The following is a 16,905-nucleotide window of genomic DNA, read 5'->3' as shown; positions in this document are numbered from 1 at the left end:
GGCGTCCGGGCTGGCATAGGCCAGCGCCTGACGGGCTTCCTGCGGGCTGTCCTGTGACGGGGCCGCGGAACCGACGCCGACAGCTTTCTCGAGAAGGGACGGCTCCTCGGCCATCGCGGCGCGGAACACGTCGCGGGTCCGGGGCAGGGCGCGGGTCGCCACCCGCGTGGCCGGGACCGCGGGCGCACGCCGCAGCTCGGGCGGACGCGACACCGGCAGCGGCACGAGGACGGAGGCGGGCGCGAGGGCGGCGGGCGTGGGCTCGGCCGCGGGGAAAACGTTACTGCCGCTCGATCTGTCGCAGTTCAAGCTCGACTGGCGTGGCCCGGCCGAAGATCGAGACCGCGACCTTCACCATGCCGCGGGTCGGGTCGAAATCCTCGACGATGCCGGGGAAGCTGGCGAAGGGGCCGTCAGCGACACGCACCGCCTCGCCGATGAAGACCGCCTCCTCGGCGTCGAACAGCGGCACCGAGCCGATCAGGGTGTCGGCGAACTCGCGCATCTGCCGGTCTGGGATGGTGGCTGCCGCGATCACGGGGTTGCCGTGCTTGTCGCGCCCGAGTTCGCAGCGCTCGACGTGCTCGACGTCCCAGGCGAAGGCGCGGTCGCGGCGCAGGCTCGGCATGTCGCCGTAGACCCGCCGCTCCATCAGCCAGGGATGCTCGGCGGCGAGCTCCTCGAGCTGGCCGCGATCCTTCAGGCCGACGAACACCGTGCGGTCGAACAGCGGCACCTGCATCTTCCGGACGCGGCCCGAGCTCAGGACCTGCTCAATCTCATCTCGGGGCCGAAAGTGCGGGATCTTCGCCTTGGTCAGCTTCTCGCACAGCTCGCCGGTATGGCCGACGCAGGCCTCGACCATCGCCCACAGCTTGCCCTCTGGGAGATCGTACTCCGACCGGCGCGCCGCGATGCGATCAGCCTCACGCTCCCGCCGCTCGCGCTGGAGCTTCTCGCGTGGGCTCTCGGTCGGCTGCTCGCCCGACGCGGGTTCCGATTCCGCGGCGTTGCCTGGGCTTCGCACCGGGCGATCGCCGCTGTTCGACGGCCCGATGTAGCCGCGGCGCATGAACCGCTTGTGCGCAGCCTCCTGGTCCCGCTTCAGCTTCTGCCGCTGCTTCCGGGTCAACCGACGCGTCACGCCCTGCCTCCAACCGATCCCGGCCGGCTCGCGCCGGCGTGCTGGCCCTCTCCCGCCGTGGGAGAGGGGTCGTCCGTTGCGGCATCGATTCGAGCCGACCGCGGCACCTGCGCTGCCAGCGCCCGGGTCGCCTCGCGGTGTCGGCGGTCCCAGAGCAGGACTGAGCCGGATGGCGGGCTGCGTCGGGGTGCGGGCCGGCCCATCACGCGGCCACCTCCTCGACCTCGAGCCGCACCGGGCAGTCGTGGTCGCGAATAGTCGCCACGGCGGCGAGGCCGAGGAACATCCGCTCCATGTCGATGACGTAGGCGACGCCGTTCTCCCGCCGCAGCCGGAGCTTCGTGACCATCAGGCCACCCTCGCGGGTCAGCCGATCGGCGAAGGCAGTCAGGTCGCGGTCGGGGACGCCGATCGGGAACCGCAGCGGCTGGCCGGACGGGGTGTCGACGACGGTCTGGACCTGGAGCGCCAGCATCACGCGGCCTCCACGATCAGCAGCCGGGGCGGGATCTTGCACCCGGGTTGGCCCGGCGGTGGGCCCCAGAGGTGGTCGACCCAACCGCCCATCTCGCGGTGCTTGGCGACGGCTGTCCGCAGCACCGGCTCGGCCCACCGGCCGAACGGGGCGCCGAGGTCGATCTTGTCCTCCTCGACCACCGGCGCGGCCGGCGTGGCGGGCAGCCCCTGCGCTGCTCGGGTCAGCCGCTGGGCGTTGATCCGCTCGGCGACGCGGTCGGCCCAGATCCGCCACGTCCGGACCGGCGTTCGGGCCGCCGCCGCTGCGTCGAGCAGGGCCGGCAGGATCTCGGCCTCGAGGTCGTAGCCGTCGGCCTCCAGCCGCGCCATCGGCCCGATCTGCGGGTCCTGCGGTCCGCGATCCGGAAGCGCCGCCCGGCACCGGGCCTCGACGCGGTCGAAGTTCTCCCGGGTCGCCCAATCCGTAGCCGGTGCGGCGCGGCGCGGCGTTTCCCCCGGTACAGGTTCACAGGCCTGGCCGGGCCTAGAATCTTCTTTCTTCTGTCCTGTCCTGTCCTGTCTATGGGACCTCGTAACGGTTGTCGTAACGTCATCGTCACGGTGCTCAAGACGTACATCGTGACGGTGGTCGTGACGATCATCGTTACGTTCATCGTGACGTACACCGTTACGGTGATCGTTACGTTCATCGTTACGATGAGGCGTTTCGTTGTTTTCGTTGGGTTTTTTGCCTCCAGACTGAGGGGTCGGCTCATCGCCATCACGAGCGCGGCGGGCACGCGAGGCAGCGAGAGTGCGCTGCCTGCGCTCTTCCTTCTTCTGCGAGGCGCGCAACACGTCCTCGCATAGGACTCGATGGTAGTACCGACCATCGGCGCACAAAACGAAGCCGCGGAGGGCCATCTCGCGGACCTTTTTCCACCGCGGTCCGGCCCCCGAAAAAGCCGCCAGGAGCCGGTCGTCGTTAGGCAGCGATCCCGCCGGCTTCTGCTGCCAAGCGCGGCCCCAAAGCGCCACGGCCGCCTTGAACTCCTCGCCCGTGGACAGGGCCCAAAGCTCGGAGGCGAACAAGCGCTCGACGTCCAGCATGAAGGCCGGCAGGCCCGAGATATCCGTGCTCAGGGGCACGAGCGGAGGCGGGAGCTCGGTCGCGGTCATTGTGGACCCCGTGTCGTCTGGGCGATTGCGGAGGAGGCCACGTCACACCAAAGGTCGAGCGTGGGTGTGGGCCCGGCGCGGTTCTTCGTGAGAAGCAGTTCCAGGGCGTTCTGCTTGTCGATCAGCCGGCTGCAGAGCTCGGGATCGTGCGGTGACAGCTTCACCTTCTCGGCGAGGTAATACGCCTCCCGATAGAGCATCAGGACTGCATCGGCGTCCTGCTCCAGCTCGCCCGAGTCGCGCAGATCCGACAAGCGAGGCCGGTTGTTCTTCCGATCTTTGTGCTCGACATCGCGATTCAGCTGCGTGAGCAGCACGACGCACACGTCCTCCGCTTTGGCTAGCTGCTTAAGCGAGCCCGAGATCTCGCCGATCTCAAGCACCCGATTGCCCTGGTAGCGGTCCGAGACCTTGATGAATTTCAGGTAGTCGATGAAGACGACGCCAAGCTCCTGTCCAATCTTTGCAAGGCGGCGCTTCTCAGCCTTCACGGCCGCCGCGATCTGGGCGACGCTGACGCCGGGCTCGCATTCGAGCTTGAGCTGCAGGCGCTCGTAGCGCTGCATCGCCTCGTCGATCCGCCACATCTCATCGTCGGTGAGGTCGACCGCGGCCATGATCTTGCCGAAGGTCAGCGGGCGGTTGTGCAGGTAGGACAGGTCCGCGAGGTAGCGGGCGATCTGCTGGTCGCGGGTCACCTCGCACTGGAAGACGAGCACGCCGGCGTTGCGGGCTGCAAACCTGCTGAGCGACGTCATCGCCACCGTCTTGCCCATGCCGGGCCGGCCCGCGAGCAACCAGAGTTGACCGCGCTGGAATCCGCCGTTCGTGGCTCGGTCGAGATCCGCGATGCCGGTCGACACCGCCGTGGATCGCAGCAGCCCGGACCGCAGCCCCTCGATCCGCTCCCGCATCCAAGCCGTGGCCTGCGCCGCGTCCTGTCCGCTCATCCGCCCATCGCTGCCCGTGCCTCGCACCTCGAGGAGCGCAGTGTCGGTCTCGTCGATCAGCGTGCCGGCCTGATCCGCAGCGCCGCCCTGACGGGCCTGCTCGGCGAGGCCCTCCCCGATCATCACCAGCGAGCGCCGGCGGGCGAACTCACGCACGATCTTCGCATGGCCGGGCGCGTCCCAAGACGCCGCATCGGCCGCGAGACTGGCGAGGTAGCGTGCCGGCGGCTGACCGGCGATCTCCCGCGTCTTGAGGTACTGCGCGACCGTGACGGCCGAGACCGGTAAGCCGCCGGCGCTCAGGGCCAGCATGGTCCCGTAGACCTCGCGGTGCTCCGCCCCGAACAGGTCGTCGACCTTAAGCCCCTGCGCCACCTCGGTGAGCTGATCCGGCTTCAGCAGTAGCGCCGCCAGCAACGCTCGCTCGGTGTCGAAGCAGTGGGGCAGCCGCTCCAGCGCCTTGCTGTCGGTCGGCCGGAAGGCCACGACCTTTTCATTGTCCCAGCTCATGCAGCGCGCCTCCGGTGGCGGGCCGGAAGCATGTCCTCCGGCATCATCACCGCGCCCTGGCGGAGGCGCGGCGGGATCTCGGCGCCGTCCGAGTAGAAGCCGCGGCCTTCAAGCGGCTGCTGGATGCCCGGCACGGTGTGGCAGATGAGGTCGAAGCGCTCGGCCGCGGCCAGGACCTCCTCGCGAGTCCCGCGGTAGAGCACCTGCTGTTGATGGATGATCGCCCACCGCATGGCGCTACTCCGCCGCCGCAAGATCGAAGAGGGGCGCGGCCATCTGCACGGCGAAGCGCACGCGGTCCGTCGGCTTGGTCAGGCGCTGCCGGCAGCCAGGCGGAATCCAGAACGGCGCCTGCGGGGCGCGGCCCCGCACCCACACGAACCAGGCGTAGGAGGTGGCCGTGCCAGCATCCGGGTCCCAGCGCCCCTTCGTCATGGGCACGCGCTCGACAAACGGCGCGAGAAGCGTCGGCGGCCGATCGCGGAAAAGGGTCTCGTAGCGCTCGACGCCCTCGACCCAGACGGTCCGCAGCAGCATCGCGACGACTGGTGCCAGCGTCAGCGCGCGCAGGGTGAAGGCGGTGGCCGGCCGGAACGGCGGGTTGGTGATGATGAACTCGGGCGCCATCCCGTCTTCGGGCGAGCCGATCACCGTGCCTTCGTCGAGGAAGTCCTCGACGCGGTAGCCGCGGCCATAGTCGAAGATGTCGGAGCCCCAGCCGCCTCCGCCGAAATACTCCAGCAGGACCTCGAACATGTGGCCCTCGCCGCAGGCCGGGTCCCAGCAAGCGTCGAAGCGCATGTCCTGCTGCAGGCCGAGGTGCGGCAGCACGTGCTCGCATAGCGCGCGCGTGGCCCAGGGCGGCGTCGGGAAGAAGTCGAGGCTGTCCGGCGGCTCGCGCCTGGACGCCATGACCGCGGTGTGGCCCGAGGGTATCATGCCGCCCTCCGCTTCAGCACGCGCGGATCGACGACCGGCGCCTCGTTCGGCGCCCAGAGATTGCAGCCGTACCACCAGAGGGCGCCGGCATCGGCGGCGTCTAGGCTTGGCGGATCCCAGCCGAGGGCGCGGCAAACCTTGCGAGCCTCACGCTTCGCGACATCCCCGGGGATATCGCCGCGGCCGAGGAATGCCTTGCGAACGGTGGAGACCGCCACCCGTCTGACCATGACGCGACGGGCGCGGGCAAACCCAGTGATCGACGCCCAGAGACCCTTCGTGATCAGCAGCGAGTCGGCGTTCGTCTTGCCGCTCATGCCGGTCATGATCGGCGCCTCTACGATGATGCGAAAATCACCGGCCGCCACAGCATCGCGCTCGGCGTAGAGCCGATCCGCAATCCAGCCGCAGGCCCGCCCCCACGTGTCCTCGAAGTCGTCGCCTTCCGCGCGGAGCGGGACGTCGTAGAGGCGCGGTGTCTGACCTGGGCGACCCTCGCCGACGCCAGTATTGCTGGCGAGGTCGAGGCCCATGACGATGCCGTTGTAGGCCACGCTCGCCCCGCTCAGTTCAGTTTGCTGATGCCAGTCGCGAGCTTCTCGGCACCGTTGCCGGTCGAGACAGCGTCGAGGGCGGCGTCACGCTGCTTCCGCGACTGGCGGCTGCCCTTGCCTTCGGCGGCCTCCTCGGCACCGTTCAGCGCCGCGCTGCCCAGCGGTGTGTCGGCCAGATCGCCGAGGGAATGCCGGATCTGGTCGAAGCTCTCGCGGTCGATCAGGTCGAGATCTTCGCGCATCGCCAAGAGCTTCCGCTCGGTCGCGCGCGCCTTGATGACGGTCCGGAGCGCCTTCTTCGGGATGTGCCAAGCGTCCTTGGCCTCCTGATAGACGTCGCCGATGTCCTCGTTGATCGCGGCGCATTCCGCCATGTAGGTCATGTGCAGCGACTGCTTCTTCGCAGCGAGTGCCTCGATGCGGTCGACGCATTCCTTGGTGCGCTTCGGGTCGAATCCGTTGCCGTGCTGTGCCGCTGCCATGATCACCTCCAGGTCGCGCGGGCGCGCCCCGCGTGGGCGGGCCTTTCAGCCGGGGAAGCGCGGGTTGCGGAGGTGGACCTCGTCCGTGATGCAGCCAGCGGCCGCGCGCGCGACGGGGATGCTCTCCTGCTCGAACAGCTCGGCGCGGCAATGGGAGACCTCGCCGACCAGCGAGACCAGCAGCCAGTCGCCTGTCACGGGCGTGCCGGCGCGGCAGAAGTCGTCCGGCACATGCACATGCGCGACCTCACCGCTGGCCAGCACCGTCACGCGCCGATGCGTGGCGATCTCGTCGGCCGCGCAGATGCGAAAGGCTGTGACCGGCCGGCTGATGACGTGCGTCGGCGCGAGCAGGCCATCGGTGCTGATGGTGCGCAGCGCCTCGCTCATGGCCGGCGCTCGCGCGTGTCGCTGCGGGCGTCGTGGTCGCGATCCCAGAGACGCGGCGACCACTCGCGGGCGGCAGCCTCGGGCGGGCAGATCGCATCAGCCTCTGCACCGTAGCGCTTGGCGTCAGCCGCCCGGCGGTTGCGGAATGCCAGGATCGAGCGAATGCGCGCGTTAGCGCGAGCCTCGTCGAGGTGGGCGAGCCATTCCAGCAGGCGCAGGATGTGAAAGCGGATCGGCCTCATCGCTGAGCCCTCCGCCAGTCCTCGGCGAGCATGTCGTCGATCGCCTGCCGCTCGGCGAGCAGCTTCAGCTTCCGCTCTTCTCGGGCCAGGTCATCCAGCCACGGAAGCGGGTTCGCCATGGCGCCGACCACGAAGGCCAAGCCGTACCGGTTCAGGATCGGGCCGACGTAGTCGAGCGAGGGCTTGGTCTCGCCCTTGAACCACTTCTCGACCGTCCGGATCGGCGCGTTGATCTCCCGCGCGACGCATGCCGCCGGCTTCGCCGGGTGCATCTTGCGCCACTGATCCACCCATCTTTGGGGCTCAATCACCCATCCTTGGGTGTCGTTAGACCCAGACTCGCGCATGCTCTTCCCCGATGCTGTGTGCATCGGGGTTGAGGGCGCTGAGCCAAGCGTCATGGAGGTAGCAACCAACATCAGCAGGCTCCACAGTGGAGCGAGCGGCATCCAGCCGAAGGGATCAGCAGATGCAGAGGGATGCGGGACGCAAAACAGTAATCCGCATTTACAGGCCAGCGCACGTCTTCGTCTTGGCGGAGGAGAGACGTGTGCGGGCAAACAGCGACCCCGCGGCGGGTCGAGTCAGCGAGGTCACCGCGGGGCGCTCGAGCCTCGCTGGATCCGGCGGCGAGGCGAGCTGAAGAGGCGCCGGGGCTTTCTCGGCCCATGCCCGGCAGACGGGTTCCGTGCAGGGCGGCCATACCTACGCCCTGGTCGAGGTCAGACGCGCGGCAGCGCGAACGAATGGGAGCGGCGCTCATCGCGCGCTCCACGGCATGAGGGGGAGCGCGCCGAAATGAGCCGCCCCACGCATCTGCGCGACGCCGACGATCACGGCGAGCCAGAAGGGAAGCACGAGGGCCAGCCCAGCAAGGAGGCCGCGCCAGCGCATGTCAGGCGGCCTCGGTCTCGGCCGGCTGCGCAATCAGGTCGGCTGCAGTGACCTTGCCGCCTGTGCCGGAGACAATCTTCCGGATGGTCGCGCCTCGCGGATCACGCTCGCCGCGGAGAATCCGCGTGATGGTGGACGGCGGAACGCCGATCTCACCCGCGAAGGTCGCAGGCTTGATGTTGCGCTCCGAGAGGTAGGCAGCGAGGTCCATTCCTCATGATTTTGCCAAATGGCGAAAAATGTCAACGGGGGATTTGCCGATTGGCTCTGGAGGGGGTGCTAGCAGCCTCGCACTTTCGCCGAATGGCTATGCCGGAACTCCAGAGGCGCCGTAAGGCGCGCAAGCTGACGCTCGAGAAGCTCGCGGCTGCCGTCGGCCTATCAACCTCGCAGATCCAGCGCTTCGAGAGTGGCGACCGCGAGCCGAAGAAGGTTGACCTGGAGAACCTGGCTCGCGTGCTCGAATGCTCGGTCTCGGACCTGATAGCTGCTGAGCCAGCGCCTGCGGCACCCGTATACGAGAAGTTGCTTCCGATCCCCGTGGCCGGGCGGACCGCCGCGGGCATATTCCGCGAGGTTGTCGAGTTCGACGACGCGGAGCCGGAATACGTGTTCGAGCCGGAAGATGAGGACTTTCCGAAGGCCCGCCGGTTCGCTCTGACTGTCGAGGGCGACAGCATGAACGCCGCCGATCCCCCGATCCCAGACGGCAGCCGAGTAATCTGTGTCGACTTCGAGCAGACCGGACAGCCTTTCCTCGACGGCATGATCGTCGTCCTTCAGCGCACGCGAGAGGGCGGCCACCTGCGCGAGTGGTCGGTGAAAGAGATTGAGCTTCACGAGGACGAGGTTTGGTTCTGCCCGCGCTCCACCAACAAGAAGCACAAGCCGATCAAGGTGCCGAATAACCCGCAGGTGGTGGAATGGAATTCAATGGAGGTGATCGGCTTGGTGCGCGACGTCTCCATGAGGGTCCGGCCTGGTTTGCGCCGACGGCCTGCCGAGGCTTAGCGAACACCTATTTCCCCCGCTATCCACAGATCGAACCACAGGTAGAAAGCGGCCTCGACTCACCCCTCCATGTGAGAACAAGATGGGAACATCCGAGACGGAGGATGCTACGGATGTTCGCTGAGGTGTCGACGATCCGGGCGCGGTTCACGATGCGCCTGCGCTGCCACAACTGCCACCACATGACGAAGCGGACGATCGAGTCGCCCGATCTGGAAGACGCCCCGTGCACCGTCGACGAGCTTCTGGAGAGCGCTTGGCTTCAGCGACAGAACTTCGGCTGCTCGGAGTGCGAGAACAACATCGCCACGCTGGTCAGCCTTCGACAGGAGCCCGTCGAGTGAGGCCGCGCTAGGTCCGACGCGTCTTTTCGCCAAATGGCAAAAAGCGCTTGACGTTGATTTTGCCATTTGGCTAAATTGCTCCATCGCCACTGCCGCGATGGAGCGCCGCCATGCTCAACGCCCTCGACATCTACCTCGCCACCTCCTCGGCCTCTGCCACGCAGATGGTCACGTACGCCTCGCTCGGGATCATCGGGCTGTGGGGCTTCTTCTGGGGCTGCGGTCACGTCGGTGATCAGCTCCTCTCCGCCCGGCGTGTCTCGCAGGGCATCCGCTGATGGCCGGGAAGCCCGCCACGGGCCAGGACGTGGACCTCGGCGCGCGCATGCGCGCCGCACGCGTCGCCGCCGGCCTGACCCAGCGCACCGTCGCCGCCGCGCTCAGCGTCTCGGCCGCTCAACTCCAGAAATACGAGAAGGGCACGAACCGGATCAGCGCGATCGATCTCAGCGTGTTCTGCGCGCTGGTCGGTCGGCCGATGGACGCCTTCTTCGACGCGCCGGCCCTGCCCGCCGCCGCGCAGGCGCCCACGGTCAGCGAGGCGCGCGAGAACCTGTGCGTGGCCGCCGAGGCTTTCTTCGAGGCGAAGCAACGCGCGGGTGCCCTGGGCGCCGGCTCGGCTATCGCGTTCTTGGCGGAGGCTGCCTGACATGGCCGGCCGCCCCCGCTTCGCCAGCACCGCCCAGGCCATGCGCGCGTCGGCGTCCGTGCGCCGCGCCATGGCCGCAACGGGCGGCCCGGCCCGCCTCGCGCATCATCTCGGGCTGCACGTCGTGTCGGTCTGCGCCTGGACGTTCTGTCCGACGCAGCACGTCCAGGCGGTCGAGGCCGCCTCGGGCGTGTCCCGGCACGACCTGCGCCCAGACCTTTACCCGCGCGCCGGCAAGGCTCGCGACCTGACGCCCGACCAAGCCGTCGCCGCGCACCTCGCTGCAGGCGACCACTTCGCCCGCACCGGCCGCTGCCTCTCGTCGGAGGCGCGCTGATGTCGGCGGCTCAGGATCCCGCCCGCGAGGAGCGGCTCAAGTCGACCCGCGGCCTGCGCGGCACGCCCGCGCTGCCGCTGTCCGCTTGGCGCGGCGCCTCGGGTCGCCGGTACGTGGTCGGCGTGCACGACGCCCGGCACGTCGAGGTCGACGAACTGGCCGAGGCGGTCGCGATCGGCGTGTCCCGCGACAGCGGCGGCATCGCCCAGATGCAGGGCGTGGCCGTCGGCCTGGGCCACGGCGCCGGCGACCAGTGGCTCGGCGAGATGCGGCGGAAGGGCTGCACCGAGATCCACGTCCACCGCCTCGCGGAGAACGCCCGCGAGCGCCGCGAGATCGAAGACGACCTGAACCCGAGCAAGAAGGGGGTCCGCCGATGATCGCCTCCCGTCGCAACCACAGCTCCGAGCTGCCGCCGGAGGTGCGCCGCGAGATCGGCGCGGTCCTTCGGGCCGCTCGCGAGTCCCGCCGGCTTTCGCAGCGCGCCGTCGCTGCCCGGCTGGGCATCACGCCAGCTATGGCCTGCAACATGGAGCGCGGTCAGCGCCGCGTCCCGCTGGAGCGCATGGAGACGGTCGCGCAGGTCTACGGGGTGGATCCGGAACACCTGGAGCGCCCGCCGGCCGTGACTCGCGACGCGGACGAGGCAGCTCTGCTCTCAGCCTTCCGCCACATGCCCGAGGACGAGCGCGCCGCGCTGCTCGCGCTGGTGCAGTCGTGAGCGCCGCCGCAGATCGGCCCACGCTGGCCTCCGAGATCATGGCCCGCGTCGTCGCCGAGCTCGACACCGGCGCCGCCGAGGCCGGGCTCCCGACCTATTCGCGCCTCGTCGCCGAGAACGCCCTGCACACCAGCGGCTTCGAGGCCGCCGTGCACGAGCGCGCCGTCGGTCTGGTCCGCGCCGAGAACTGGCGCCTGCGGATCGCGCTGAAGGCCGCGCTGCAGGACGTGCTCGCGCTCCAGGCGCTGCTCGCCAAGGGCCAGCAGGACGAGGCGGCGCTGGCCGTCTTTGCCATGCTGCCCGAGCTCCGGGCCGCCGCACACCGGATGAAGCTGGCGGACCTGCCGCCGGACGTTGCCTCGCTGGAAGCCGCGCGCGAGCGCCGGGACGGTGCGCGATGAAGGTCGCCACGCATCCCGCGCACGTCGAGGGCGTGACGCCTCGGCAGGCCGCGCAGCGCCTCTACGACTGCGGCCGGCGCTTCGCCTCGCTGCCATTCGGCAACCGCCAGCTCGCCGTCGAGATCGTCCGCGCCTTCGAAGGCACGAACGTCCGGCTGGGCGACACGCTGGCCTCCGGCGAGGCCTTCACGGCGGTCCGATACGAGCTGCAGCGCATCTGCGCCGCCACGATCGCCGGTCCCTACGACCCCGAGCACATCGAAGCCGTGAAGGCCGAGTCCGCGCGGTTCGCGCGGCAGGCTGGCGGGAGGCGCCAATGAAGATCGTCCCTCACCTCGCCGGCTTCGTGCCAGGCGCCGGGCTCTATCGGATGCCGGCGGACACCTACCACGCCGACTGCGCGCCAGAGCCGTCGCTGTCGTCGTCGATCGCGAAGGTGCTTCTGGAGCAGAGCCCCGAACACGCGGCGCTGGCGCACCCGCGCCTGCGGACCGAGAAGCCGGAAGAGCGCGAGGCCACCCGGCCGCAGGAGATCGGCACCGTCGCGCACAAGCTCATCCTCGGCCAGGGCGTCGAGGTCGTGGCGATCGACTTCGACGACTACAAGAAGGCCGACGCCAAGGCTGCGCGCGCCGCCGCCTACGCGGCAGGGCGGGCCCCGATCTTGATGCCCGACCTCGTCACGGCCGAGCGGATCGCCGACCGGGTGCTCGCCCGGTTGCCGCAAATCCCAGGCTGCGAGGGGTTCACGTCGGCACCGGCCGAGGTCGTGTCCGTGGTGCAAGACCCGTCTGGCGCCTGGCTGCGGACCATGATGGATCGCGTTGAGATCCACCCGACGCACGCGATCATCTGGGACGTGAAGACGTCAAGCCAAGCGGCGGCGCCGCAGGGCCTAGGTCGGCGACTTGAGCAGATGAACATGGAGGTCCAGGCCGCGCTCTACGTGCGCGTGCTGGCCACCCTGCTGCCACACCTCGCCGGGCGGATCCGCTTCCGCTGGATCTTCGTGGAATCCGAGGAGCCGAACGGCCTCTGCGTGGCCGAGGCAGACGGCATCGCCATGGAGGTCGGCGCCCGGAAGGTCGCGGCCGCGCTGCACCTCTGGAACCGCTGCCGGGCTGCCGGCGACTGGCCGGGCTACCCCGCCGAGATCGTGCGCGCCGACTACCCGGATTGGGCCGAGCGGCGCTGGTCCGAACGCGAGTCCCTCGATCCGCGGCTCGCAGGCGTTTCCTACGACGTCGCGCAGAGCCCCTTCCGTCCTCTCAACATGGGGAGCGCCGCGTGAGCTTCACCTTCGCACCAGCCGTCCGCGAGCAGGTCTCGCTTCTCATCGCGCTGGCCGGCGCTTCCGGGTCCGGCAAGACGAAGTCGGCCCTGCGCCTCGCCGAGGGCATCTCGCCGTCGGGCAAGATCGCCTTCGTCGACACCGAGGCCCGCCGCGGACTGCACTACGCCGACCAGCATCGCTTCCTGCACGCCGACATGCGTCCGCCCTTCAAGCCGATCCGCTTCGTCGAGGCGATCGCCGCGGCCGAAGCCGCCGGCGCCGAGGTCGTGATCCTCGACAGCTTCAGCCACGAATACGACGGTGAGGGCGGGATCATCGACTGGGCCGACGCGCTGGCCGAGAGCGGCACCAAGGCGCCCGGCAACTGGAAGGAGCCGAAGCTCGCTCACAAGCGGATGATGAACGCGCTGCTCCAGTGCCGGGCGACGCTGATCTTCTGCCTCCGCGCCGACGAGAAGATCGAGATCGTGCGCGAGGGCGGCCGCACGCAGGTCCGCCCTCTCGGCTGGATGCCGATCTGCGAGAAGCGGTTCATGTACGAGATGACGGCGAGCTTCACGCTCTCGCCGGACTCGCCCGGGATCCCGCGGTTCGACCTGCCGCACAAGGTCCAGGAGCAGCACCGCGGCTTCTTCCCCGAGCGCAAGGCCATCGACGAGGCGTGCGGGCAGCAGCTCGCGGCCTGGGCCCGCGGCGGCGCGCAGGCCCCGCGCCGGACGAAAGCTGATCTGCTGGCGGATGCCCGCGCGCAGGCGGCCCGCGGGTCCTTCGCGCTCGCCGAGTGGCACGCCGGCCTCCCGGAGCGCGCCCGGGTGATCCTGGAGGAGATCCGGGACGAGCTCGCGACCGTGGCCGAAGCCGCGGACGCCCACGCCGACGAAAACGACGGCTTCCCCGGCTTCACCGCCGCATCCGAGCAGGCCGCCTGATGGCCGCCGGCGCGAGGGAGACCCTCGACCTCTCGACGATCGATCCGGCGCAGCTGGCCCACACGGCCGAGACCGCGGCCAGGGTGAACCTCGCGGCTGCCGGGATCCTCGGCGCGTGCTCCGAGCGGTCGACCATGCGGGCCACCGTCCGGAAGATCGAGCACGGCCAGGCGCTGGCGAGCCTCGCGCTGCTGATCGGCTTCGTGGCCGAGCACTACGAGACCCTGCTGCCGGTATTCCTGGCGCTCCAAGAGGGTTCGGTCGTCGCGGTCGAGGAAGCCGCGCCCGTGCGCGCCAGCAAGGACGAGCGGCCTGCGCTCGCGATGGTGGCGCGATGAGGGTGCTCGTCTGCGGAGGCCGCGACCTCAACCCGGCGCTGGTCTGGAACTGGCTCGAGGCGCACGCCACCGAGAAATGTGCCGACGCGCTCGGCCGCGCCCAGCATGTGCTGATCTCGCACGTGATCCAGGGCGGCGCGACCGGGGCCGATTCTGGCGCGGCGGACTGGGCCCGCGCCAGCGAGATCCCGGTGACGTCTTTTCCGGCCGACTGGGACCGCTACGGCCGGCAGGCCGGGCCGCTCCGGAACACCCAGATGCTCGCCGAGGGCCGGCCGGACGCGGTGATCGCGTTCCCGGGCGGCGCCGGCACGGCTGACATGGTGCGCAAGGCGCGCGCCGCCGGGCTGCCGGTGGTGGAGGCGCGGATATGAGCGCTCCCCTGATGATCGGCCTCGGCGTGGCGATCGCTCTGCTGCCGTCGCTCCTGATGGTGGCGCTCTGCACCATCGGCGCGCTCCGGCGGGACCGCCACGAGGGCAATTCCCGGCCAGCCGTCGACGACGAGGTGCCGCCCGTGACCGCCGGCCGCGCGGCGCTCGGCACGCTCGTCGCGGCGAACGATGCGAGGGCGGCATGAAGCGGAAGCTCCTCGTTGCCGATCTGCTCTGCGGGGCCGGCGGATCCTCGACCGGCTGCCAGCGCGCGCTCGCGGACCTCGGGCTCGAGATGGAGCTGGTGGCGGTGAATCATTGGCCCACGGCGATCGCGACCCACACGCTGAACCACCCGACGGCCCGGCACTACGTGCAGGACATCGCGACGGTGCGCCCGCATCTGCTGGTGCCCGAGGGCTACCTGGACCTGCTCATGGCCTCGCCGACCTGCACGCACCACTCGGTCGCGCGCGGCGGCAAGCCGACCTCTGATCAGCAGCGCTCCGACCCCTGGCACATCGTGACCTGGCTCACCGAGCTGCGGGTGAAGCGGATCATCATCGAGAACGTCTGGGAGTTCATCGGCTGGGGGCCGGTCGACCATCGCACTGGCCGGCCCGTGGCGTCGCGCAAGGGCGAGTACTTCCGGGCCTGGATCGACACTCTGAAGCGGCTCGGCTTCCGGCTCGAATGGCGGAAGCTGAATGCGGCGGACTACGGCGACGCCACCACCCGCAGCCGCTTCATCCTGATGGGGCGCTCGGACGGCAAGCGGCTCGTGTGGCCGACCCCGACGCACCGCCGCCGGGACGACAAGGTCGCCGACCTCTTCTCCGGCACCAAGCCGTGGCGGCCGGCGCGCGAGATCATCGACTGGGGGATCAAGGGCCGGTCCATCTTCGACCGGAAGAAGCCCCTCGCGCCGAAGACGCTAGCCCGGATCTATGCCGGCGCGCAGAAGCACGGCTGGCCCGAGCCCTTCCTGGTGGTCCTGCGCAACCACATGACCGCACAGGGCATGGATCTGCCGCTGCCGGCGATCACCGCGGGCGGCACGCACATCGGCCTCGCTCAGCCGGTCCTCATCAAGCAGAACTTCCGGCGCGACGTGCAGGGCGTGGAAGAGCCGGCGCCCACGGTGATGACACAGGCTCGCCTGGGCCTCGCTGAGCCAGTCGTCGTGAACCTGAAGAAGGGCGCGACGCAGCGCCCGACCGGCGCCCCTCTGCCTACCCTGGTCTCAGCCGCAAGCCATGTGGGGCTGGCCGAGCCGATCATCCTGTCTCAGCACAACAGCGGCGCCCCGCGCGGCGCGTGCGACCCGCTGCCGACCATCACGACCGGCGGCGCGGCCTCCGAAGAGCGCCAGGGCTGCGCCCGGCCCATGCTGGTCGAGCCCTTCATCCTGAACCGCCAGGGCGACCGCGGTCCCGGGACGCGCGCCCATCCGATCGACGAGCCGACGCCGACGGCCACCACGGCGGGCGCGGGCTACCTCGTCGAGCCGTTCGTGCTTTCGCAGGCCTCCGGCGGCGCGCCGCGGGCAGTCGGCGAGCCCCTGCCGACCATCGTGTGCGGCGGCCAGCGCGGCAGCGGCACGGCGCTGATCTCGCCCTACTACGGCTCCGGCTCCGGCGAGACCTGCACGGACGCCGAGACCCCGCTGCCGACCGTCACCTCGAAAGGCCGGTTCGGCATGGTCGTGCCGGTGACGCAGTCGGGCGGCGGCGCAACCGCCCGCGATGTGGCCGACCCGATCCCGACGATGACGACGGCGAAGGGCGGCGAGTTCGGCCTCGTGATGCCGGTGACCCACCATGACGGCAGCGACCGGGTGCGGGATGCCGGCACGGATCCGCTCCCGACGGTCACGGGCGCCAACCGCGGCGAGCTGGCGTTCATCGCCGCGCAGTTCGGCGAGCGCGAGGGCCAGGCGCCCCGCGTGCACGACATTGAGGAGCCGGCGCCGACGCTCTGCGCCACCGGTCGGGTCAATCTCGTCCAGGGTACCGAGACCTACGACATCCTATTCCGGATGCTGGAGCCGCACGAGCTCGCCGCGGCCATGGGCTTCAATGACGAGGAGCGCCGGTACGAGTTCACCGGCACGAAGACGGAGCAGATCAAGCAGATCGGCAACGCCGTCTCGGTCGCGAAGATGAGGGCCTGCGTCGCCGCGATCATGGCCGACGCCGCTCCGAATACCCGGGAAGAGCCCGGTCCATTCCTCGAAGCCGCGGAGTAGCAGCATGGCCGGGTCCAGCACCATCACGCGCGAGCCGAGCGACACCCCGCAGGATCGGGGCGCGAAGACCCTCTGGTACATGGAGGTAGCCGGTCCGGACGACATGCATGCCGTGCCGGATTTTTGGACCGGGCTGGCTTGGGCCGCGGAGTTGAATAGCTTCATCGCCGCGCGGGCCGCCAAGGAGAAGTGGGCCGCGGACGACAACTGGCCGCTGGCCCAGGCCACCATCCGGCAATGGACATGGTCTGCCGAGCAGCATGCGACCATGCTGGCTCGCGAGCTGGCCGAGCGCCAGGAGCACGCTGAGAAGCGCGCGGCCCTTGCGCAACAAGACGACGCGCTGACCACCGGCATTAAGGCCGGGCTCGACGCCGCGATCAGGGGCATCGACGCAACCGTCCTGAACATGTGCGGGGAGTGCAGCCGCAGGGGCATCCAGGATCCGGAGACGGGTGAGGTGTCCTGCGAAAGGCGAGAGGATCGCGGCTGCGCTTGCTCAGAAGCCTTGGAGCTTGG

General features: G+C 69.8%; 28 protein-coding genes and 1 pseudogene. 16 read left to right on the top strand and 13 right to left on the bottom strand.

The annotated features are described in order from the left end of the window. The 13 genes and pseudogenes from I53_RS31550 to I53_RS19140 all read right to left on the bottom strand — a co-directional run. Positions 1 to 213: pseudogene (locus tag I53_RS31550) on the bottom strand (hypothetical protein); the annotation flags it as partial. A 67-nt stretch (positions 214 to 280) separates the two neighbouring features. After that, the gene (locus I53_RS36200) at positions 281 to 1,144 is read right to left on the bottom strand and encodes a hypothetical protein (RefSeq protein WP_251982368.1); all 864 of its coding nucleotides are present in this window, start codon (positions 1,142 to 1,144) and stop codon (positions 281 to 283) included. A gap of 202 nt (positions 1,145 to 1,346) precedes the next feature. Beyond that, positions 1,347 to 1,619 carry a hypothetical protein gene (locus tag I53_RS19195; RefSeq protein WP_043353620.1) on the bottom strand — a complete coding sequence of 91 codons (273 nt, stop codon included), beginning with the start codon at positions 1,617 to 1,619 and terminating at the stop codon, positions 1,347 to 1,349. Beyond that, the gene (locus tag I53_RS31540) at positions 1,619 to 2,779 is read right to left on the bottom strand and encodes a DUF1376 domain-containing protein (protein ID WP_083936104.1); all 1,161 of its coding nucleotides are present in this window, start codon (positions 2,777 to 2,779) and stop codon (positions 1,619 to 1,621) included. The genes I53_RS19195 and I53_RS31540 overlap by 1 nt, the downstream gene beginning before the upstream one ends. Continuing rightward, a complete protein-coding gene (locus tag I53_RS19180; RefSeq protein WP_043353618.1) occupies positions 2,776 to 4,239 on the bottom strand; it encodes a DnaB-like helicase C-terminal domain-containing protein in 1,464 nt (487 codons plus the stop codon). Before I53_RS19180 ends, I53_RS31540 begins: the two co-directional genes overlap by 4 nt. Beyond that, positions 4,236 to 4,472 carry a hypothetical protein gene (locus I53_RS19175; RefSeq protein ID WP_043353616.1) on the bottom strand — a complete coding sequence of 79 codons (237 nt, stop codon included), beginning with the start codon at positions 4,470 to 4,472 and terminating at the stop codon, positions 4,236 to 4,238. The genes I53_RS19180 and I53_RS19175 overlap by 4 nt, the downstream gene beginning before the upstream one ends. A 4-nt stretch (positions 4,473 to 4,476) precedes the next feature. Next, a complete protein-coding gene (locus I53_RS19170) occupies positions 4,477 to 5,178 on the bottom strand; it encodes a hypothetical protein (RefSeq protein WP_043353614.1) in 702 nt (233 codons plus the stop codon). After that, positions 5,175 to 5,732: a hypothetical protein gene (locus I53_RS19165; RefSeq protein ID WP_043353612.1), complete on the bottom strand. Its 558-nt coding sequence runs from the start codon at positions 5,730 to 5,732 to the stop codon at positions 5,175 to 5,177. The genes I53_RS19170 and I53_RS19165 overlap by 4 nt, the downstream gene beginning before the upstream one ends. Positions 5,733 to 5,743: 11 nt before the next feature. Further along, positions 5,744 to 6,214 carry a DUF2312 domain-containing protein gene (locus I53_RS19160; RefSeq protein WP_148291200.1) on the bottom strand — a complete coding sequence of 157 codons (471 nt, stop codon included), beginning with the start codon at positions 6,212 to 6,214 and terminating at the stop codon, positions 5,744 to 5,746. Between the two features lie 45 nt (positions 6,215 to 6,259). Beyond that, on the bottom strand, positions 6,260 to 6,604 hold the full coding sequence (locus tag I53_RS19155) for a hypothetical protein (protein ID WP_043353609.1): 345 nt from the start codon (positions 6,602 to 6,604) through the stop codon (positions 6,260 to 6,262). After that, a complete protein-coding gene (locus I53_RS19150) occupies positions 6,601 to 6,846 on the bottom strand; it encodes a hypothetical protein (RefSeq protein WP_043353607.1) in 246 nt (81 codons plus the stop codon). The genes I53_RS19155 and I53_RS19150 overlap by 4 nt, the downstream gene beginning before the upstream one ends. Then, the gene (locus tag I53_RS19145; protein ID WP_251982367.1) at positions 6,843 to 7,118 is read right to left on the bottom strand and encodes a hypothetical protein; all 276 of its coding nucleotides are present in this window, start codon (positions 7,116 to 7,118) and stop codon (positions 6,843 to 6,845) included. Before I53_RS19145 ends, I53_RS19150 begins: the two co-directional genes overlap by 4 nt. Positions 7,119 to 7,741: 623 nt before the next feature. Beyond that, positions 7,742 to 7,951 (bottom strand): helix-turn-helix transcriptional regulator, encoded by a 210-nt coding sequence (locus I53_RS19140; RefSeq protein WP_043353604.1) that lies wholly within the window; start codon positions 7,949 to 7,951, stop codon positions 7,742 to 7,744. Positions 7,952 to 8,049: 98 nt separating this feature from the next. Between I53_RS19140 and I53_RS19135 the strand changes: the two genes are divergently transcribed. The 16 genes from I53_RS19135 to I53_RS19065 form a co-directional block, all read left to right on the top strand. Next, entirely contained in the window at positions 8,050 to 8,751 is a 702-nt protein-coding gene (locus I53_RS19135) for an XRE family transcriptional regulator (RefSeq protein WP_187294383.1), read from the top strand. Between the two features lie 113 nt (positions 8,752 to 8,864). Continuing rightward, entirely contained in the window at positions 8,865 to 9,095 is a 231-nt protein-coding gene (locus I53_RS19130) for a hypothetical protein (protein WP_043353601.1), read from the top strand. 110 nt (positions 9,096 to 9,205) lie between these two features. Beyond that, positions 9,206 to 9,373: a hypothetical protein gene (locus tag I53_RS34075; RefSeq protein ID WP_187294382.1), complete on the top strand. Its 168-nt coding sequence runs from the start codon at positions 9,206 to 9,208 to the stop codon at positions 9,371 to 9,373. Next, a complete protein-coding gene (locus I53_RS19125) occupies positions 9,373 to 9,744 on the top strand; it encodes a helix-turn-helix domain-containing protein (RefSeq protein WP_043353598.1) in 372 nt (123 codons plus the stop codon). The genes I53_RS34075 and I53_RS19125 overlap by 1 nt, the downstream gene beginning before the upstream one ends. Before the next feature lies 1 nt (position 9,745). Then, the gene (locus I53_RS19120) at positions 9,746 to 10,081 is read left to right on the top strand and encodes a YdaS family helix-turn-helix protein (RefSeq protein WP_043353595.1); all 336 of its coding nucleotides are present in this window, start codon (positions 9,746 to 9,748) and stop codon (positions 10,079 to 10,081) included. Further along, the gene (locus I53_RS19115) at positions 10,081 to 10,461 is read left to right on the top strand and encodes a hypothetical protein (RefSeq protein ID WP_051044894.1); all 381 of its coding nucleotides are present in this window, start codon (positions 10,081 to 10,083) and stop codon (positions 10,459 to 10,461) included. Before I53_RS19120 ends, I53_RS19115 begins: the two co-directional genes overlap by 1 nt. Beyond that, positions 10,458 to 10,802 (top strand): helix-turn-helix transcriptional regulator, encoded by a 345-nt coding sequence (locus I53_RS19110; RefSeq protein WP_043353592.1) that lies wholly within the window; start codon positions 10,458 to 10,460, stop codon positions 10,800 to 10,802. Before I53_RS19115 ends, I53_RS19110 begins: the two co-directional genes overlap by 4 nt. After that, positions 10,799 to 11,203: a hypothetical protein gene (locus I53_RS19105; protein ID WP_043353589.1), complete on the top strand. Its 405-nt coding sequence runs from the start codon at positions 10,799 to 10,801 to the stop codon at positions 11,201 to 11,203. The genes I53_RS19110 and I53_RS19105 overlap by 4 nt, the downstream gene beginning before the upstream one ends. After that, positions 11,200 to 11,523: a hypothetical protein gene (locus I53_RS19100; RefSeq protein WP_051044893.1), complete on the top strand. Its 324-nt coding sequence runs from the start codon at positions 11,200 to 11,202 to the stop codon at positions 11,521 to 11,523. Before I53_RS19105 ends, I53_RS19100 begins: the two co-directional genes overlap by 4 nt. Beyond that, positions 11,520 to 12,494: a PD-(D/E)XK nuclease family protein gene (locus I53_RS19095; RefSeq protein WP_043353587.1), complete on the top strand. Its 975-nt coding sequence runs from the start codon at positions 11,520 to 11,522 to the stop codon at positions 12,492 to 12,494. Before I53_RS19100 ends, I53_RS19095 begins: the two co-directional genes overlap by 4 nt. Then, positions 12,491 to 13,426, top strand: coding sequence for an AAA family ATPase (locus tag I53_RS19090; RefSeq protein ID WP_051044892.1), 936 nt, complete (start codon positions 12,491 to 12,493; stop codon positions 13,424 to 13,426). Before I53_RS19095 ends, I53_RS19090 begins: the two co-directional genes overlap by 4 nt. Further along, on the top strand, positions 13,426 to 13,764 hold the full coding sequence (locus tag I53_RS19085; protein WP_043353584.1) for a hypothetical protein: 339 nt from the start codon (positions 13,426 to 13,428) through the stop codon (positions 13,762 to 13,764). The genes I53_RS19090 and I53_RS19085 overlap by 1 nt, the downstream gene beginning before the upstream one ends. Then, positions 13,761 to 14,138, top strand: coding sequence for an SLOG family protein (locus I53_RS19080; protein WP_043353582.1), 378 nt, complete (start codon positions 13,761 to 13,763; stop codon positions 14,136 to 14,138). The genes I53_RS19085 and I53_RS19080 overlap by 4 nt, the downstream gene beginning before the upstream one ends. Further along, positions 14,135 to 14,344, top strand: coding sequence for a hypothetical protein (locus I53_RS32190; protein WP_148291199.1), 210 nt, complete (start codon positions 14,135 to 14,137; stop codon positions 14,342 to 14,344). Before I53_RS19080 ends, I53_RS32190 begins: the two co-directional genes overlap by 4 nt. Beyond that, positions 14,341 to 16,386 carry a DNA cytosine methyltransferase gene (locus tag I53_RS19070; RefSeq protein WP_043353577.1) on the top strand — a complete coding sequence of 682 codons (2,046 nt, stop codon included), beginning with the start codon at positions 14,341 to 14,343 and terminating at the stop codon, positions 16,384 to 16,386. The genes I53_RS32190 and I53_RS19070 overlap by 4 nt, the downstream gene beginning before the upstream one ends. Before the next feature lie 4 nt (positions 16,387 to 16,390). Next, the coding region (locus I53_RS19065) for a hypothetical protein (RefSeq protein WP_043353574.1) at positions 16,391 to 16,905 on the top strand (515 nt) is incomplete at its 3' end.

This window comes from Methylobacterium sp. B1 (assembly GCF_000333255.1).
GTDB lineage: Bacteria > Pseudomonadota > Alphaproteobacteria > Rhizobiales > Beijerinckiaceae > Methylobacterium > Methylobacterium fujisawaense.
The sequence above is the reverse complement of the archived record's forward strand: the minus strand, read 5'-3'. Positions and strand labels throughout refer to the sequence as shown.

Excerpts from the sequence above, each read along its gene's own strand:
- I53_RS19195 (WP_043353620.1), bottom strand. The coding sequence starts at position 1,619 with ATGCTGGCGCTCCAGGTCCAGACCGTCGTCGACACCCCGTCCGGCCAG.
- I53_RS31540 (WP_083936104.1), bottom strand. The coding sequence starts at position 2,779 with ATGACCGCGACCGAGCTCCCGCCTCCGCTCGTGCCCCTGAGCACGGAT.
- I53_RS19180 (WP_043353618.1), bottom strand. The coding sequence starts at position 4,239 with ATGAGCTGGGACAATGAAAAGGTCGTGGCCTTCCGGCCGACCGACAGC.
- I53_RS19175 (WP_043353616.1), bottom strand. The coding sequence starts at position 4,472 with ATGCGGTGGGCGATCATCCATCAACAGCAGGTGCTCTACCGCGGGACT.
- I53_RS19170 (WP_043353614.1), bottom strand. The coding sequence starts at position 5,178 with ATGATACCCTCGGGCCACACCGCGGTCATGGCGTCCAGGCGCGAGCCG.
- I53_RS19160 (WP_148291200.1), bottom strand. The coding sequence starts at position 6,214 with ATGGCAGCGGCACAGCACGGCAACGGATTCGACCCGAAGCGCACCAAG.
- I53_RS19155 (WP_043353609.1), bottom strand. The coding sequence starts at position 6,604 with ATGAGCGAGGCGCTGCGCACCATCAGCACCGATGGCCTGCTCGCGCCG.
- I53_RS19150 (WP_043353607.1), bottom strand. The coding sequence starts at position 6,846 with ATGAGGCCGATCCGCTTTCACATCCTGCGCCTGCTGGAATGGCTCGCC.
- I53_RS19145 (WP_251982367.1), bottom strand. The coding sequence starts at position 7,118 with ATGCACCCGGCGAAGCCGGCGGCATGCGTCGCGCGGGAGATCAACGCG.
- I53_RS19140 (WP_043353604.1), bottom strand. The coding sequence starts at position 7,951 with ATGGACCTCGCTGCCTACCTCTCGGAGCGCAACATCAAGCCTGCGACC.
- I53_RS19135 (WP_187294383.1), top strand. The coding sequence starts at position 8,050 with ATGCCGGAACTCCAGAGGCGCCGTAAGGCGCGCAAGCTGACGCTCGAG.
- I53_RS19130 (WP_043353601.1), top strand. The coding sequence starts at position 8,865 with ATGTTCGCTGAGGTGTCGACGATCCGGGCGCGGTTCACGATGCGCCTG.
- I53_RS34075 (WP_187294382.1), top strand. The coding sequence starts at position 9,206 with ATGCTCAACGCCCTCGACATCTACCTCGCCACCTCCTCGGCCTCTGCC.
- I53_RS19125 (WP_043353598.1), top strand. The coding sequence starts at position 9,373 with ATGGCCGGGAAGCCCGCCACGGGCCAGGACGTGGACCTCGGCGCGCGC.
- I53_RS19120 (WP_043353595.1), top strand. The coding sequence starts at position 9,746 with ATGGCCGGCCGCCCCCGCTTCGCCAGCACCGCCCAGGCCATGCGCGCG.
- I53_RS19115 (WP_051044894.1), top strand. The coding sequence starts at position 10,081 with ATGTCGGCGGCTCAGGATCCCGCCCGCGAGGAGCGGCTCAAGTCGACC.
- I53_RS19110 (WP_043353592.1), top strand. The coding sequence starts at position 10,458 with ATGATCGCCTCCCGTCGCAACCACAGCTCCGAGCTGCCGCCGGAGGTG.
- I53_RS19100 (WP_051044893.1), top strand. The coding sequence starts at position 11,200 with ATGAAGGTCGCCACGCATCCCGCGCACGTCGAGGGCGTGACGCCTCGG.
- I53_RS19095 (WP_043353587.1), top strand. The coding sequence starts at position 11,520 with ATGAAGATCGTCCCTCACCTCGCCGGCTTCGTGCCAGGCGCCGGGCTC.
- I53_RS19085 (WP_043353584.1), top strand. The coding sequence starts at position 13,426 with ATGGCCGCCGGCGCGAGGGAGACCCTCGACCTCTCGACGATCGATCCG.
- I53_RS19080 (WP_043353582.1), top strand. The coding sequence starts at position 13,761 with ATGAGGGTGCTCGTCTGCGGAGGCCGCGACCTCAACCCGGCGCTGGTC.
- I53_RS32190 (WP_148291199.1), top strand. The coding sequence starts at position 14,135 with ATGAGCGCTCCCCTGATGATCGGCCTCGGCGTGGCGATCGCTCTGCTG.
- I53_RS19070 (WP_043353577.1), top strand. The coding sequence starts at position 14,341 with ATGAAGCGGAAGCTCCTCGTTGCCGATCTGCTCTGCGGGGCCGGCGGA.